Source organism: Reella acinonychis, assembly GCF_052828705.1.
The window spans coordinates 57,271-72,861 of sequence record NZ_CM128256.1; the positions used below are offsets into that span (position 1 = coordinate 57,271).

Genomic DNA, 15,591 nt, shown 5'->3' on the forward strand with positions numbered 1-15,591 from the left:
ATCCTATTTAACGTTATATAGGCCTAAACACGCCTTAAATAGAACTATCAACACAGATAAATTACCTCTAAATGAGCTGATTTTTGTTGGTACTTCACCCTCAGGATAAATTCTTGATGTTGGTAGTTCTATACATTTGTAGCCTAGCTTAGGTACTATATAAGATAGATAAGCTAATAATTCATAAGACACAAAAATATCTCTGAATGGTGATACTTTTTCATCTAATAACATTTTAGCACTATAAGCTCTAAAGCCTTGTGTTGTATCAGTCCATTTAAATCCTGAGGCTAAACTTAGTAAAGGTGCATGAATACAACGGATAGCAAAATCTCTTGATTTTGGCGTATTAACCGCAATGCCTCCAGATAAATAACGAGAAGCTTGAACAAAATCAATACCATCTTCCAACGAATCTACAAATTGAGAAATAGCCGCAGGATCATCTTTATCATTGCCGTCAATAGTAATAATACCTAAATATCCCTGTTTTAATGCAAAAGAATAAGCACAACGTAATTGAGCACTTAATTTTCCAGCCCCAGTTTTTAATAGCAGGGCTTTCACATTTAAATCTTGCAATCGGGTTATTTCTAAAGAATCATCCGTACTACCACCATCAATAATAATAATATCCGCAATGTTTGAGATATTATTTGCTTTCATTTTGTCAAGCAGATTAATAATCCGCATTCCTTCATTGATGACGGGGATAACAACACAATATTTTTTTATTTTCCCTAGCCAAAATAATTCATCATATGTTGGTATTTGCCATTTGTTGATATTTTCCATTTTAATCACCTTAATTTATTTTTGATGCAATTAGAATTACACCTAATATAATGAATACAATTCCTAATAATGTTGTCCAATAAAATTGCTCTTTAAAAAACAACATAGAGGCTAATGCAACCGTCGCAATAGCACCTGATGTCAACACAGGATGTGCAATATTTAATGGAAAACGGGCTAATGCCATTACATATAATAAGAATGCGAGTCCATAACAAAACAATCCTAACCAAAAAGGGATATTTGTTAATGCTTCCCAAGGTTCATTTAAAGATGGAAATTTTCGAGGTGGGATAACAGCAATTTTAATTAAAATACTCGCAGCGGCATTACTTAAAACACCGAGTAATAATATGATCCAGTTCATTATTGATAACTCTCAGCAACACATTTTAATGCCTGTTCAATACGCTCTAAATTAGATCTAACATTATTTGAACGCATTTCAATTGTTAATACTTGATTTGGAATATAGGCTGATATTGCTTTCGCATATTCACGATGATTAATTTTAGAACTGCCAATAATATCTAATTCTGGCTCACTAATATGAATATGTCCAATATAGGAGGAAGTAGATTTTAATACTTGCTCAATATCTTCTTGATTGATAGTTACCGCCCCTAAATCAAGTTGCATTTTAATTGCTGGGTGCTCAACCATTTTCACAATATCCAGTGTTTCTAAACTATTGGTCATAAAATTGGCACCATAACAGACAGGGTTTGGCTCCAAACAAATAATACATTGATTTTTCTCAGCTATATCCCCTAGGCGATTAAAAAACACCTTTGAAATTGACCGCACTTTCTCATCAGAGAATCCTGTTATATCTCGGTTTTTAGGAGAACCAAATACCAATTTATTTGCTCCTAATAATCTGCCAATACGGCAAACATTATTTAAATGATCAAGCATTTTTGTTTGAATTTCATCAGATGCAAAAATATTCAATCCCTTTGTACCGAACAATAAAGCTTGCATTCCTATCAACTCAAAACCGTTTTTATTCCAGAAATCTTTGATGCGTAAGATATCTTCCTCAGAAACTGAACTAAAATCAGAAAAATATTTACTTGGAGCGATATCAATTTTATTTATTTGATATTGATTAAGCAAATCTATTACTTGAGAATCCTCACTAACTTCCCAAGCAATATTAGAAATGGAAATGTTATTCATTCTGCTAACCTATTTAACTACCTTGTATTTTCTGATTGAGCATAAGCTCGAATTGCTAATAATGTTTCTTTTTTAGAGTATTGGTATTTTTCCGCACCATAAAGGACAGCAAATTTGCTCTGCATATCATATTTTGCAGGCGGGTTTATTAATGATTGTTCAAATTTAAATCCAAATCCATTCTTTGCAACTTCTTCTACTGAAATCGGTTCTGACGTTAAATGGATTAAGTGAAGTTTATTCTCCAATGCAACCTGAATATCAGACCATAAATTTACCATTGGATAAAACTGAAAAATACCACGACTATCAATCATATTTAGATTGTTATTATTTAGAAAATCAAAAATAATATTTTTCTTTAAGCCAGGACCTACAAGCCCAGGCAAGCGAACAATAAGATAATTCTCAAAATGTGATTCAACAAACTTTTCTAAATAACGACGATGTAAGCCATAAGGCTGTAAATTTTCTTCATTAATTGCAGTGTCCTCATCCACATCAATCGGATCTTTAAATACATCTACCGTGCTAATTAAAATAAATGTATTACATTTAATTGTTTTTAAATGTTCAATTAACCCATTAATTATTTTTAAATCATTGTCTGGCTCTTTATTCGCTAACCATTTTTGTGCTGGTGCGGCAGAACAAACGACAAGTTCAAATTCTTGATTATCTATTTCTGCAATATTTTTAGAATTAAATAAACATTCAAATTTTTTTTGTTTTAGGATTGTATTTCCAACAAATCCTGTATAACCAATAAGTGCATTCATATATTTACCTTACGATTTTTACTTTATTAGGGTAACCTGTTAAATGAGGGTTTAACTTAGTTCCATTTACATAAATATTAATATAATTTTTGCTATATTTTAGGTGAGTGACCATTCTTTCCTCATCATCATTAAATTTTAAAACAGTATTGACTTTTATAGCATTTCTTACATCAAAAGTATTTTTTATAAAAAATGCGTTATCAACTCTATGGACTGATTTTTCCCAATTGGAATCACTTAAATCAATCAGTTCTATTTCAGGAATAAGTAAGAATTTTGATATATTTATATCTCTATCCCAATATATCAGCCCCCCCTTATACTGTGCATACTGCCCTGTTTTAATGGATTTTATAGGATAAAATGGAAGATCTTTAACTGCAATACAAACGTTATTTTTTAAAAAAATCGTTTGTGAAAATAATGATTTTAACAATGGATCTGCTTTTATTTTTTCAGCTTGATACCAATTAAAATCAAAGTTATTAAATGTTGCTCCACGCTTTATCTGCATTTTATCAAGATAAGTATTATCTACTGGAGATATATGTAAAAAAAACCTATCCTCGATATTCGAATCACAGGTTCTAGAAACATAAAGTAATTTGTTTTCTGATATATAAATATCCAAATCCCTTTCTGGAACAGATACTAAATGAGTAGATTGAGTAATTAAGTCTTTTTTAAAATTATACAATTTATAGATATATACTGGTATTGCGAATAATAAAATCGATACTATAATAGTAATGAAGAGCTTTGGTCTTTTCTGAACAAATCCCCAATAAAACTGAAAAGAATATCCTATATAAGCAGAAACAAGCAATAAAAATGGAACATACCAAAGTAAGTAGTTTATATGATGATGAATATGAGAATGACCTTTCGCTAGAATATACCAAGACAATGGTGCAAGTAAGGATAACCACAAACTAGCAAGAAAAGCATAATTATTTTTTTTCAGCGGATGAGTTCTCATTAATACTACATTTAATAAAGAAATTATCAGCACACCTAAAATAATACTTCCCGCACTAACCCCAAAAACTAGCTGTTTCTTAATATAAAGAACTAACACTGAAAAAAGATCGGTTTTTAATGAATATGCCAATGTCGCATTATAAGTAAAATCATCAGGATTACCATGTGTCCTTTTCAAAATAATACTCATAAGAACTGCTTTCGCATTTTTAAATCCACCAGAATAATACATTAACTGAGTAAAATGAATTGCTAATGCAAATAAAAAACCAATAACACCAGCAAATGAAATCTTTAAAGAACGACTAATAAATTCATTTAATCTTAGACTGTTCTTAATAGAGAAAAAAACTAAAGGAATTAACATTGTAATCAGTATTGTGGAGATATATTCATACCCAGCTAAGCATTTAATAAACACTGCTAAAAAAGTAAAACCACATACTGTGTATGTATTCCATTTTCCTGTTTTATCTTCTCTTACAGAAAAATAGGCAGTAACTATGCAAGGTAAATAGATTAAAAATAACATCCAATAAAGATTATTGGCAAAAACAATTAACCAGCCTGAAAAGATCATTGTAACTAGGTAGGTTAAAGATGAAATTATTCCGAAATACTGGTAAAAAAAGAGAGCAATTATAGAAAATAATAAGGCAGATAAAATTGAAGTAAATAGTTTATTATAAAATAACCTAAGTTCAGGGGATTCTACACCTAATTTTTGTTGAGTCTGATCAAGTAACGAATAGAAAATACCTTGTAAGCCAAAACTAGAGGAATAAACCCCATATTTTCCATTTATTGGAATGTTGTATGGTGCGTTATCAATATAGCCAATATTTTTCGGTCCTTCAGTATAATTCCCCATAAATCCCATATGAGAAAAAAGCCCATTTCTTTCAGATTCTAATATCTTAGAGATAACCAACGCTTCTGAGTCCCGTTGATGATAATTAAACCAATCTCTGGATACAGTCTTAAAGAAGTTAAATTGAAAAACCAATACAAATAAAATAAAAGAGGCTAAAAATAAAACGTATTTTCTATTAAAACTCATTCTCTAATCTCTCAAAAATATCATAAATATTATCAATTTTTCCGCCTAACACTGAATATAAACCTGGTAAAGCAACACTTTTTTCAAATAGAATAGGACGACCGTCATCTCCTTCATTTTTTACTAGAACAGTTTTTATTTCAAATAAGGAATCCTTGTAAACAGCATCGCAAATTGATGGAATATAACGTTCAACATCTCTTACCATTCGATCGACTCTAGTTTGTTTATCGTATTTGTCTAATTCTTGATAAACTTCCTTTCCCAATTCATCAGTCCAGCTAAAATGCGGAGTGTAACGAACGTGTGATAAACTATGTAAATTCCTAGCAGGAAAAGGCATAGCTGAAAAAAATGGCCCATCCATCACAGTAATTCCAATATTCTTTAATGAAGTAGGCATTTCCATTAAAGCCATTTCTGTAATTTCGTGCTTCAGTTTTGTTTGTAAGCCTGTTTGAGAAAAATCACCCCCGTATTGATTTAGTCCGCTATAAGTACAATTAAATACATATTTAGCCACTATCTTTTCGCATTGACCTAATTGGTTTTCCATCACCACCTCAAGTCCATTGGCTTGCTTATTAATTTCTTTCACTTTATGCTTATACATAACAGAAATGGGTTCAGCAGCCAAAGACTCTAAAGCCCACTGTTCTAAAATAGTGGAGTCAAAAGCATATTCTTTAACTAAAAAGCTCTCTTCAATTAAACGAGTATTAAAAAGTGCGGTAACTTTTTGGTCTGTTTTTTCAATCTCTGCACCAATTTCTTTACAAAATTTATAAAATTGTTTTGCAGTCACTTTGGAATTTTGGCGAGCAATAGCATAAATTTTAGTAAAATCACTTTTCACGGCTGCTTGCCAATCTTGTACAAAACGAGGAAAATTAACTCGGCTACGATAAGCCGTTATAAAACTACGCGGATAATGATAACCATTATGCACCCGCGCTTGATTAGTATATGAGGCTCTCTGTAACAATCGGTCTTCTTGTTCAATTAAAATAACATCAGAAAAACCTTTATGCTTAATTAAATATAAAGCTATATTTACACCATAAAATCCGCCACCGATAATGACAGCTTGAGCCTGAATCATATTATTTTTCCTCTTCTATATTAAGTTTTTCATGACGTAAAATACGCGCACTAGTCAATTCTTGGGCAATATAATATTTAGGGGTTTCATCACGCTGCTCAACTAAATAGAGAATATACTCTCCCAATACAAAAAGCACTAATGAAATAAGGAAAAACATGCCTGAAATTTGCAATGACATACTTGTCCAGCCTTCAGAGACATCAGTTCCAAACCAATATATCAATAGAACATAAATAGAATAAAGGAAGTTTGCACCAGCCCCAAATAAAGAAAGTAAAGTAACTAAGCGCATAGGACTGCTTGTGGAAGAAACCAATAACTTTAATCCTCGAGCAATACTTTGAAATAAATTCTTATTATTCAAAGTAGATTGGCATTCTAATTTATATTCCACATAAGTTTTTGAAAAACCACTAATTACAGGTAGATAACGTAAAGCAATAGCTGGGCGATTATGCTGCAAAATAAAATTTACAACACGCTTATTTAATAAACGATATCTAGGTGCTTCTTTGTTTAAATTTAACCCTTTATTAAAAATTCGGTATAAGGAATTAAAGATACTATTTGCAACTCGATAAGAAATAGATTCATTTTTATGTTGTAAAGTATTTCTTGCGAAAACAACATCATGACCATTTGTTGCCTCTTCCAACATCTCAGGCAAAATATTAAAACTATCTATATCATCAACGTCTAAAATCGTCACATAATCGCCTAAAGCATTCTCCAAACCTAACCAAGCCAACGTATCGGAATCAATTTCTTTGGAAAGGCTATATACCTGTAAATTTGGCAAACCATCAATGGCGGTTAGTTTCTTTAGCTCTGATAAAACGTCATCATTCATTGAACCATTATCAACAATAATAAGTTCATAATCACTCACTAAGTCTGATAATAATTCTGTGATTTGAGTAAGTCGAGATGTGATTGATTGATTGATTGATTGATTGATTGATTGATTGATGTAAATTTATGACAACTGATAAGAAAATAGAATAACGTTCTTTCATAATTTGCTCTACTGAATTAAAAAATAAAAGCCATATTAAATATGGCTTTCAAATATTAATTATAAGCTGCTTTGATCAATTGCAACACCAGCACCCATTGTAGTTGAAAGGCTAACTTTCTTAATGAAAATACCTTTTGCTGTGCTTGGTTTTGCTTTTGTTAACGCTGCTAATAATGCTTGTAAGTTTTCTTTTAATTGCTCTGGCGCAAAGTCAGCTTTACCGATTGTGGTATGGATAATACCATTTTTGTCGTTACGGTAACGGATCTGACCAGATTTTGCATTTTTAACTGCTTCAGCTACGTTTGGAGTCACTGTACCCACTTTCGGGTTTGGCATTAAGCCACGTGGACCTAAAACTTGACCTAATTGACCTACAACACGCATTGCATCAGGAGAAGCGATAACAACGTCAAAGTTCATTTCGCCTTTTTTGATTTGCTCTGCTAAATCTTCCATACCTACTAAATCAGCACCTGCTTCTTTAGCTGCATCTGCGTTAGCACCTTGAGTGAACACAGCAACGCGTACAGAACGACCAGTACCATGTGGTAATACAGTTGCACCACGTACGTTTTGGTCTGATTTACGAGGATCAATACCTAAGTTAACTGCAACATCAACGCTTTCAACAAATTTCGCTGTTGCGAATTGTTTTAATACTGCGATTGCTTCGTTGATTTCGTATGCTTTTGTAGAGTCTACGCCAGCTTTGATTGCTTTCATTTTTTTAGTCAATTTAGCCATCGTATTATTCCTCCACCACTAAGCCCATTGAACGAGCAGTACCAGCGATTGATTTCATTTTGGTTTCGATAGTCGCACCAGTCATATCTGCTGCTTTAGTTTCAGCGATTTGACGGATTTGATCTAAAGTCACTTTACCCACTTTGTCTTTGTTTGGTTTACCAGAACCAGATTTGATACCTGCTGCTTTTTTCAATAAAACTGCTGCTGGTGGAGTTTTGGTAACGAAAGTGAAAGAACGGTCTGCGTAAACAGTGATAACCACAGGAATTGGTAAACCTTTTTCTAAGCTCTCAGTACGAGCGTTGAATGCTTTACAGAATTCCATGATGTTCACACCTTGTTGACCTAATGCAGGACCAACTGGTGGTGAAGGGTTAGCCATACCTGCTGCAACTTGCAACTTAACGTAGGCTTGTACTTTTTTTGCCATTTTTAGCTTCCTCTAAAATGGGTGATAACGCTATTACTAGCTCCCCGATGATATTCAGCACCAAAGTGCCATACATAAAAATACGAGCAGACGAGGCTACTCGTAAAATAGGATGCGGATTATAATCAAAGTGCGGTGGATTTTCAAGCAGTTTTAATGATAAAAAATAAAAAAACACGCTTTATCAACAAAGCGTGTTTTTAAATAGTTTGCTTAATTAACCGTTCGCTTTTTCCACTTGACCAAACTCAAGTTCAACTGGAGTTGCACGACCAAAGATAGAAACAGATACTTTTAAACGGCCTTTTTCGTAATCCACTTCTTCCACTGTTCCGTTGAAGTCAGCAAATGGACCTTCAGTAACACGAACTTCTTCACCAGGCTGGAACACATTTTTCGGACGTGGTTTATCGGCATTTTGCTCAACGCGGTTTAAAATGATATCTGCTTCACGTTGACTAATTGGTAATGGTTTATCAGGAGTGCCACCAATAAAACCCATTACGCGAGGTACACTACGCACAAGCTGCCAAGTATAATCATTCATTTCCATTTGAACTAATACATAGCCAGGAAAGAATTTACGCTCACTTTTGCGACGTTTACCTGCAACGTTTTCAACCACTTCTTCTGTTGGTACTAACACTTCACCAAATTGATCTTCCATTTGGTTTAATTTGATATATTCACGCAACGTTGCTGCTACACGACCTTCAAAACCGGAAAACGCTTGCAATACATACCAACGTTTTTTTGCTACTGTTGTTTCTGTCATATTAGAATCTCAAATCAGTTAAAAAGTTAAGTACTGAAACAATAATGCTATCAAATGCCCATAAAATTAATGACATAACAACAGTGACTGCCATCACAATAAATGTTGTTTGCATTGCTTCTGGACGAGTTGGCCATACAATACGTCTTAATTCAACACGCGCTTCTTTGAAAAATGCACGTGCTTTTGCACCTTGATTAGTAATTGCTGCTAATACGAAGGCAATGGCAAGTAATACAGCCATACCCACAACACGAATTGGTGTTGAATACTGATCAGCTAAATAGATATTTCCTACTGCAGCTGCTACAACTAAAATAGCAACTAATAACCATAAAAGACGGTTTAAACCAACTGATTTCTGCCCTGTTGTTTCTTCAGGTGCACGTTTTTTCTTCTCGATTTCAAGAGCCATAAATTAACCTATCGATGAAATATAAATTCGGGACATAATTTTAGAACGTGCGATTGTAGCACTTTCTTTTTCATTTTCATATTAATTTTTCCCGAATTTTCCGCTTATTTTTTCACAGGCATATTTGCTAAAAGTTTAGTCATCAATTGCCAATAAGTTTGCACCGCTGGAATATGAACTTTTTCATCAGGTGAATGAGCATTACGAATAGTAGGTCCAACTGAAACCATATCCATATTAGGATAAATTTTCTTAATTAAGCCACATTCTAAGCCTGCATGAATCACTTTTACCACAGGTTCATAACCTAAAACTTCCGCATATAATTTTTGCGTTAAATTTAAGATTTCTGTGTTTGGCTGCGGAGCCCAACCTGGATAACTATTAGCAAAGGTCACTTTTGCGCCACAAAGTGCGGTTAAAGAATAAAGCAGATTTTCCATATATTCTTTTCCGCTTTCAATTAATGAACGCATTAATATAATTGCTTTCACACCTTGTTCAGTGGTACTTAATACACCAACGCTACTTGAGGTTTCTACAACCCCCTCTACCGCATCACTATTACGTAACACACCATTTGGTAACGCATTTAAGAAATGAATAGCTTTAAGACTTGAAGTTGCATCAAATACTTGTGCTGTTTTTTCTACCGCTTGTAAGCTAATTACCAGTGAAGGCTCAGCAATAGCTAATTCTTGTTTCATTAAATCTGCAAATTTTTGCACCGCACTTTGCAATACTGCCGGTTCGCCATTAAAACAAAGAGTTGCAAAAGCTTCTCTCGGGATAGCATTACGAATTGAGCCACCTCGAATTTCCGCTAAACTAAATGCAAAATCATGATGTTGTTGGAAATTAGCAAGGAAACGTGCAAGTAATTTAATCGCATTTACGCGACCTTTATGGATATCGCCACCTGAGTGACCTCCACGTAATCCTTTAAATGAAAGCTGATAACTGTGAGTAAATTTATTCGCTTCCCACTCAATTGGTAATACTAACTCCGCATCTTCACCACCAGCACAACCAATATAGATCTCACCATTTTCTTCCGTATCAGTATTAATCATAATATCAGATTTCAACCAATTTGGACGTAAACCAACTGCGCCATCCATACCTGCTTCTTCCGTCATGGTAAGCAAGACTTCTAATTCAGGATGAGCAATATCATCACTATCTAACAACGCCAAAGCTGACGCCATACCAATACCATTATCTGAACCTAATGTGGTGCCTTTCGCTTTGACCCAATCGCCATCCACATAAGGTAAAATTGGATCTGTTAAGAAATCATGTTTTGTATCTTCATTTGCTTGTGGCACCATATCCAAGTGGGCTTGTAATGTCACGCCTTGACGGTTTTCCATACCAGCTGTTGCTGGTTTTCTGATGAGCACATTGCCCACCTCATCTCGTTCAACGAATAAGCCTTTTTGCTGCGCCCAATTCACAATAAAAGTCGCAATGGCTTCTTCATGATGAGAGGGATGAGGAATTGCGCAAATTTGATCAAACCATTTCCAAAGTAATGTAGGTTGTAATAATTGAATTTCTGACATTTTAAGATCTCCTTACAAAGTGGCTTGATTATGGACCTTTTTACTGTAAATTTCTAGTTTAACGAACTGATTCCGCGATTTTCGTCAACTTTTTATACAAAAGTGCGGTGAAAAAAAGAAAAATTCTAGCAATTGGGCAAAATTAAATGGTATCCTAACGCAATTTTTAAATTTATCGAACGAAAGGTACTTCTATGAGCGAAAAATATATTGTTACTTGGGATATGTTCCATATGCATGCCCGCAAATTAGCTGAACATTTACTTCCAGCTTCACAGTGGAAAGGGATTATTGCTGTAAGTCGTGGCGGGTTATTTCCTGCAGCAGTTTTAGCTCGCGAATTAGGCATTCGTTATGTAGAAACCCTTTGTATCGCAAGCTATGATCATGATCAACAAGGTGATTTAAAAGTCTTACATGCACCAGATATGGATGGCGAAGGTTTTATTGTAGTTGATGATTTAGTGGATACGGGCAATACTGCACGTGAAATTCGTCGTCTTTATCCAAAAGCAAAATTTGTTACTGTATTTGCAAAACCAGCAGGGGCATCATTAGTGGATAAATATGTTATTGATATTCCACAAAATACATGGATTGAACAACCTTGGGATTTAGGTTTAGGTTTTGTACCACCTATTTCACGTAAGTAATTATTTAATGAAAAATGCGGGCAATGCTCGTATTTTTTAACGCTATTTTCGTTATATGATGGATTATATAAAACTTTCTCCCTCCGAAATTAATGCAATTATACTGAGTTTAAAAGTCGCATTTTGGGCAAATATTTGGTTATTGCCACCAGCGATTGCTATTGCTTGGTTACTTGCGCGTAAACAATTTTGGGGAAAATCATTAATCAATGGCATCATTCATTTACCTCTCGTTCTCCCACCTGTTGTCATTGGTTACTTATTACTCATATCAATGGGACGCAATGGTTTTATCGGTCAATATCTGAGCAAATGGTTTGGTTTTACCTTTGGTTTTAATTTAAATGGTGCAATTTTAGCTTCCGCAGTGGTTGCTTTTCCTTTGGTTGTTCGCTCCATTCGCCTTGCCATTGAAAGCATTGATTTACGCCTAGAACAAGCTGCTCAAACCCTAGGTTCTTCACCTTGGCGTATTTTTTATACCATCACATTGCCTCTCGCTTTCCCAGGCATTCTTGCGGGTATGATCTTGGGATTTGCCCGCTCCCTCGGTGAATTTGGTGCCACCATTACGTTTGTCTCCAATATTCCGAAAGTCACTCAAACCTTGCCTCTTGCGATGTATTCTTTTATTGAAACCCCTAACGCAGAAAGCGCAGCTGCAAGGCTATGTATTATCGCTATCATTATTTCGTTAATTTCTTTGCTTGCATCAGAATGGCTAGCAAAACGAACACAGAAAAAATTGGGACAAATTGATGCTAGAGATTAATGTAAAACAGAAACTAGGCAAACTCGATCTCGCCGTAAACTTAACCATTCCACAGCCGAATATTACCGCAATTTTTGGTGTGTCAGGTTCAGGTAAATCCTCATTGATTAACTTAATTAGTGGGCTAACCAAACCAGATCAAGGCTACATTCGCCTCAATAATAACACCTTAGTAGACACAGAAAAGAATATTTACTTGCCTGCTCACAAACGCCATATGGGATATGTTTTTCAGGATGGTCGCTTATTTCCACATTATTCGGTGAAAGGCAATCTCTGCTATGGCATGAAGAAGAAAAGTGCGGTGGAATTTGAACGAATTATTAATTTACTTTCTTTGGAACCTCTGCTCAATCGTTATCCATTAAGTTTATCTGGCGGAGAAAAACAACGTGTCGCCATTGGGCGCGCCTTACTCACGCAACCAGAAATGCTACTCATGGATGAACCATTGTCTGCTTTGGATCTCCCTCGTAAGCAAGAGCTTATGGCATATTTAGATTCGCTCTCCAATGAAATAGAGATCCCTATTCTCTATGTAACCCACAGTGTGGATGAATTAACCACATTGGCAGATCAAGTGATTCTACTGGATAATGGTCAAGTTATTGCTTACGACAAGGTGGATACGGTCGTAAACAGTGCCCAATTTGACAAGTGGCGAATTGCCTAAAATAACCAAAAAAAATCACCGCACTTTTCATAAAGTGCGGTGAAAATTAGATGACTTTTTTCTTCGTTACAGTTTAAGCTTTCACTTGCTGTGCTAAGAAATCCAACAATTGATCTTTTGCAATCATTTGCTTCTCGCCAGTACGACGATTTTTATATTCAATTTCGCCATTTGCTAAATTTTTCTCACCAATAACAAGCATGTGAGGCACACCAATTAATTCCATATCAGCGAACATAACACCTGGACGCTCTTTACGGTCATCAAAAATTACATCTACGCCTTTCGCCATTAAAGTGCGGTATAAATCTTGCGAGAATTGTTGCACACTTTCCGATTTATGCATATTCATTGGCACGATCGCCACAGTAAATGGCGCAATTTCATCGCTTGGCCAAATAATACCGCGTTCATCATGATGTTGCTCAATTGCTGCTGCCACAACTCGTGTAACACCAATGCCATAACAACCCATAATCATGGTTTGTGGGCGGCCATCTTCACCTTGAACAGTGGCTTTCATCGCTTCTGAATATTTCGTACCTAATTGGAAAATATGCCCCACCTCAATACCACGCTTAATTTGTAATGTGCCTTTGCCATCTGGGCTTGGATCGCCTTCCACCACATTACGCAAATCAGCAATTTCAGGTAATGCCACATCACGTTCCCAGTTCACATTAAAATAATGCTTACCATCAATATTCGCACCTGCTGAAAAATCAGACATTAAAGCCACAGTTCGATCAACAATTGCCGGAATAGCTAAGTTCACTGGCCCTAATGAGCCGACACCTGCACCAATTTTTGCTTTAATATCCGCCTCATCAGCAAATTCTAATGGATCCGCCACCAGTGGATGTTTTTGTGCTTTCACTTCATTTAATTCATGATCACCACGAATAATAAGCGCAACCAGAGGTTGTTCTTCAGTTGCACCTTTTACCACCAGCGTTTTAACCGTTTTTTCAATTGGTAGATTGAACTGTTCCACTAATTCAGCAATAGTTTTCGCATTTGGTGTATCCACTAATTGTAAATCAGCTGTTGGTGCTTGACGTTCTCCAATGGCAATAGCTTCAGCTAACTCAATATTCGCTGCAAAATCACTTTCACTAGAGAACACTACATCATCTTCACCACTAGCTGCTAACACTTGGAATTCATGCGATGCTGAACCACCAATAGAACCCGTATCCGCCTGTACTGCGCGGAAATCTAAACCTAAGCGACTAAAGATATTGCTATAAGTTTGATACATCACATCATAGGTTTCTTGCAAACTGTCGCGTGTCGTATGGAATGAATAGGCATCTTTCATCACAAATTCACGAGAACGCATTACACCAAAACGAGGACGCACTTCATCTCGGAATTTTGTTTGAATTTGATATAAGTTTAGTGGTAATTGGCGGTATGAAGTCACCTCACGACGCACAAGATCAGTAATCACTTCTTCGTGAGTAGGTCCTAACACAAAATCACGTTCACCACGATCTTTAAAGCGTAGTAATTCTGGACCATATTGCTCCCAACGTGCAGATTCTTGCCATAATTCTGCAGGCTGAACCACTGGCATAAGCACTTCGATCGCACCACCTTTATTCATTTCTTCACGAATAATATTTTCGACTTTCTTTAATACACGAATGCCCGTTGGCAACCAGTTATATAAACCCGATGCCATCGCACGAATCATGCCTGCACGCAACATTAATTGGTGGCTGACCACTTGCGCATCATTCGGTGTTTCTTTTAAAGTTGAAAATAAATATTGACTTGTACGCATTGTTATTCCTAATTGTTGTATCTTTTCAAAAAATGGCGCTAGTTTATCATTAAATTGATGCGTTGTGATAACCAGAAAGCAAATCTTGCCAATTTTGTGGCTCAAATTGAATATTCATTCGTTTGACTTCTTTGTTAAAGGATCTGAGCAAACGCGCCAAATTATCTGCTTTCCAAAAATCACCAGATTTTTCACCGCACTTATCAAAATCCAACAGCCAGCATTTTTGTTGAGCGTCAATTTGTTGCAGCAAAATATTATGCGCATTCAAATCAGTATGACAAATTTGCAAATCATGTAATTGACGTACGAGCGCACCAATTTGTTGCCAAGCCGCTGAAGGTAGCGTTTGTTGTTGCAAAAGTGCGGTTAAATCTTGCGCATTTTCAATTTTTTCCATGATAATGTCAGCGCGATAGCTGAACAAACCTTTTTCAACACGTGCGGCAATGGGTTTCGGCACTGGTAAACCAGAGTGATATAGCTTATGGAGCAACTTAAATTCCATAAAACTACGCGTTTGCTCAATGGTGCTAAAACGATAACGATCTTTTACCAGTTTTCCCCACAAACCACCGCGGTAATAATGACGTAATGCCGTATTAATCCCAAATACATCTTGTGTGTGTAAAAACCAAGTCACACCACGCCCTCGAGCCGATCCTAAAATTCTCGCTTGTTGCTGCCAATAATCTGGATTAAAAAATTGTGCATAATCCCCCGTTGCATAATGGGGTTCAGAAAAGAGAAAAAATGCATTTTTATGTTGTAATTCAATCATTTTAATGATCCTTCTAGCATACGGCATTATTCTACTTTAAAATATTGAGGTTTCCAAAATTTAAG

Annotated in this window: 16 protein-coding genes and 1 pseudogene; 3 read left to right on the top strand and 14 right to left on the bottom strand. The window is 35.5% G+C overall.

The window, feature by feature from the left end; all coding sequences use genetic code 11:
- Nucleotides 1–3 precede the first annotated feature (3 nt).
- From ACUXZ4_RS00275 to ACUXZ4_RS00330, 12 genes are all read right to left on the bottom strand, one after another.
- On the bottom strand, nt 4–795 hold the full coding sequence (locus tag ACUXZ4_RS00275; RefSeq protein ID WP_464973092.1) for a glycosyltransferase family 2 protein: 792 nt from the start codon (nt 793–795) through the stop codon (nt 4–6).
- Between the two features lie 10 nt (nt 796–805).
- The gene (locus tag ACUXZ4_RS00280) at nt 806–1,162 is read right to left on the bottom strand and encodes a DMT family transporter (protein ID WP_464973093.1); all 357 of its coding nucleotides are present in this window, start codon (nt 1,160–1,162) and stop codon (nt 806–808) included.
- The gene (locus tag ACUXZ4_RS00285) at nt 1,162–1,977 is read right to left on the bottom strand and encodes a sugar phosphate isomerase/epimerase family protein (RefSeq protein WP_464973094.1); all 816 of its coding nucleotides are present in this window, start codon (nt 1,975–1,977) and stop codon (nt 1,162–1,164) included. The genes ACUXZ4_RS00280 and ACUXZ4_RS00285 overlap by 1 nt, the downstream gene beginning before the upstream one ends.
- Nucleotides 1,978–1,994: 17 nt before the next feature.
- Nucleotides 1,995–2,756 (bottom strand): NAD-dependent epimerase/dehydratase family protein, encoded by a 762-nt coding sequence (locus tag ACUXZ4_RS00290; RefSeq protein WP_464973095.1) that lies wholly within the window; start codon nt 2,754–2,756, stop codon nt 1,995–1,997.
- A gap of 4 nt (nt 2,757–2,760) precedes the next feature.
- Nucleotides 2,761–4,800 carry a hypothetical protein gene (locus ACUXZ4_RS00295; protein ID WP_464973096.1) on the bottom strand — a complete coding sequence of 680 codons (2,040 nt, stop codon included), beginning with the start codon at nt 4,798–4,800 and terminating at the stop codon, nt 2,761–2,763.
- Nucleotides 4,790–5,902, bottom strand: a complete 1,113-nt coding sequence (locus ACUXZ4_RS00300; protein WP_464973097.1) for an FAD-dependent oxidoreductase — start codon at nt 5,900–5,902, stop codon at nt 4,790–4,792. The genes ACUXZ4_RS00295 and ACUXZ4_RS00300 overlap by 11 nt, the downstream gene beginning before the upstream one ends.
- Nucleotide 5,903: 1 nt before the next feature.
- The gene (locus ACUXZ4_RS00305) at nt 5,904–6,794 is read right to left on the bottom strand and encodes a glycosyltransferase (RefSeq protein WP_464973098.1); all 891 of its coding nucleotides are present in this window, start codon (nt 6,792–6,794) and stop codon (nt 5,904–5,906) included.
- Nucleotides 6,795–6,980: 186 nt separating this feature from the next.
- A complete protein-coding gene (gene rplA / locus ACUXZ4_RS00310; protein ID WP_464973099.1) occupies nt 6,981–7,670 on the bottom strand; it encodes a 50S ribosomal protein L1 in 690 nt (229 codons plus the stop codon).
- Nucleotides 7,671–7,674: 4 nt separating this feature from the next.
- Nucleotides 7,675–8,103 (bottom strand): 50S ribosomal protein L11, encoded by a 429-nt coding sequence (rplK, locus tag ACUXZ4_RS00315; RefSeq protein ID WP_005542594.1) that lies wholly within the window; start codon nt 8,101–8,103, stop codon nt 7,675–7,677.
- Nucleotides 8,104–8,320: 217 nt separating this feature from the next.
- Nucleotides 8,321–8,878 (bottom strand): transcription termination/antitermination protein NusG, encoded by a 558-nt coding sequence (gene nusG, locus ACUXZ4_RS00320; protein ID WP_464973100.1) that lies wholly within the window; start codon nt 8,876–8,878, stop codon nt 8,321–8,323.
- A gap of 1 nt (nt 8,879) precedes the next feature.
- Nucleotides 8,880–9,293 carry a preprotein translocase subunit SecE gene (gene secE / locus ACUXZ4_RS00325; RefSeq protein ID WP_464973101.1) on the bottom strand — a complete coding sequence of 138 codons (414 nt, stop codon included), beginning with the start codon at nt 9,291–9,293 and terminating at the stop codon, nt 8,880–8,882.
- 104 nt (nt 9,294–9,397) lie between these two features.
- The gene (locus ACUXZ4_RS00330) at nt 9,398–10,858 is read right to left on the bottom strand and encodes an aminoacyl-histidine dipeptidase (protein WP_464973102.1); all 1,461 of its coding nucleotides are present in this window, start codon (nt 10,856–10,858) and stop codon (nt 9,398–9,400) included.
- A 194-nt stretch (nt 10,859–11,052) separates the two neighbouring features.
- Between ACUXZ4_RS00330 and gpt the strand changes: the two genes are divergently transcribed.
- The 3 genes and pseudogenes from gpt to modC all read left to right on the top strand — a co-directional run.
- Nucleotides 11,053–11,511: a xanthine phosphoribosyltransferase gene (gene gpt / locus ACUXZ4_RS00335; protein WP_464973103.1), complete on the top strand. Its 459-nt coding sequence runs from the start codon at nt 11,053–11,055 to the stop codon at nt 11,509–11,511.
- Nucleotides 11,512–11,566: 55 nt separating this feature from the next.
- Nucleotides 11,567–12,283 carry a molybdate ABC transporter permease subunit gene (gene modB, locus ACUXZ4_RS00340; RefSeq protein ID WP_464973104.1) on the top strand — a complete coding sequence of 239 codons (717 nt, stop codon included), beginning with the start codon at nt 11,567–11,569 and terminating at the stop codon, nt 12,281–12,283.
- Nucleotides 12,270–12,947 (top strand): annotated as a pseudogene (gene modC, locus ACUXZ4_RS00345) (molybdenum ABC transporter ATP-binding protein); the annotation flags it as partial. The gene modB and the pseudogene modC, both read left to right, overlap by 14 nt.
- 82 nt (nt 12,948–13,029) lie before the next feature.
- On the opposite strand, the gene proS reads toward modC, so the two are convergent.
- Nucleotides 13,030–14,745, bottom strand: coding sequence for a proline--tRNA ligase (gene proS / locus ACUXZ4_RS00350; protein ID WP_464973105.1), 1,716 nt, complete (start codon nt 14,743–14,745; stop codon nt 13,030–13,032).
- 49 nt (nt 14,746–14,794) lie between these two features.
- Entirely contained in the window at nt 14,795–15,526 is a 732-nt protein-coding gene (locus ACUXZ4_RS00355; RefSeq protein ID WP_464973106.1) for a 3-deoxy-D-manno-octulosonic acid kinase, read from the bottom strand.
- Nucleotides 15,527–15,591 lie beyond the last annotated feature (65 nt).

Excerpts from the sequence above, each read along its gene's own strand:
- ACUXZ4_RS00275 (WP_464973092.1), bottom strand. The coding sequence starts at position 795 with ATGGAAAATATCAACAAATGGCAAATACCAACATATGATGAATTATTT.
- ACUXZ4_RS00280 (WP_464973093.1), bottom strand. The coding sequence starts at position 1,162 with ATGAACTGGATCATATTATTACTCGGTGTTTTAAGTAATGCCGCTGCG.
- ACUXZ4_RS00285 (WP_464973094.1), bottom strand. The coding sequence starts at position 1,977 with ATGAATAACATTTCCATTTCTAATATTGCTTGGGAAGTTAGTGAGGAT.
- ACUXZ4_RS00290 (WP_464973095.1), bottom strand. The coding sequence starts at position 2,756 with ATGAATGCACTTATTGGTTATACAGGATTTGTTGGAAATACAATCCTA.
- ACUXZ4_RS00295 (WP_464973096.1), bottom strand. The coding sequence starts at position 4,800 with ATGAGTTTTAATAGAAAATACGTTTTATTTTTAGCCTCTTTTATTTTA.
- ACUXZ4_RS00300 (WP_464973097.1), bottom strand. The coding sequence starts at position 5,902 with ATGATTCAGGCTCAAGCTGTCATTATCGGTGGCGGATTTTATGGTGTA.
- rplA (WP_464973099.1), bottom strand. The coding sequence starts at position 7,670 with ATGGCTAAATTGACTAAAAAAATGAAAGCAATCAAAGCTGGCGTAGAC.
- rplK (WP_005542594.1), bottom strand. The coding sequence starts at position 8,103 with ATGGCAAAAAAAGTACAAGCCTACGTTAAGTTGCAAGTTGCAGCAGGT.
- nusG (WP_464973100.1), bottom strand. The coding sequence starts at position 8,878 with ATGACAGAAACAACAGTAGCAAAAAAACGTTGGTATGTATTGCAAGCG.
- secE (WP_464973101.1), bottom strand. The coding sequence starts at position 9,293 with ATGGCTCTTGAAATCGAGAAGAAAAAACGTGCACCTGAAGAAACAACA.
- ACUXZ4_RS00330 (WP_464973102.1), bottom strand. The coding sequence starts at position 10,858 with ATGTCAGAAATTCAATTATTACAACCTACATTACTTTGGAAATGGTTT.
- gpt (WP_464973103.1), top strand. The coding sequence starts at position 11,053 with ATGAGCGAAAAATATATTGTTACTTGGGATATGTTCCATATGCATGCC.
- modB (WP_464973104.1), top strand. The coding sequence starts at position 11,567 with ATGATGGATTATATAAAACTTTCTCCCTCCGAAATTAATGCAATTATA.
- proS (WP_464973105.1), bottom strand. The coding sequence starts at position 14,745 with ATGCGTACAAGTCAATATTTATTTTCAACTTTAAAAGAAACACCGAAT.
- ACUXZ4_RS00355 (WP_464973106.1), bottom strand. The coding sequence starts at position 15,526 with ATGATTGAATTACAACATAAAAATGCATTTTTTCTCTTTTCTGAACCC.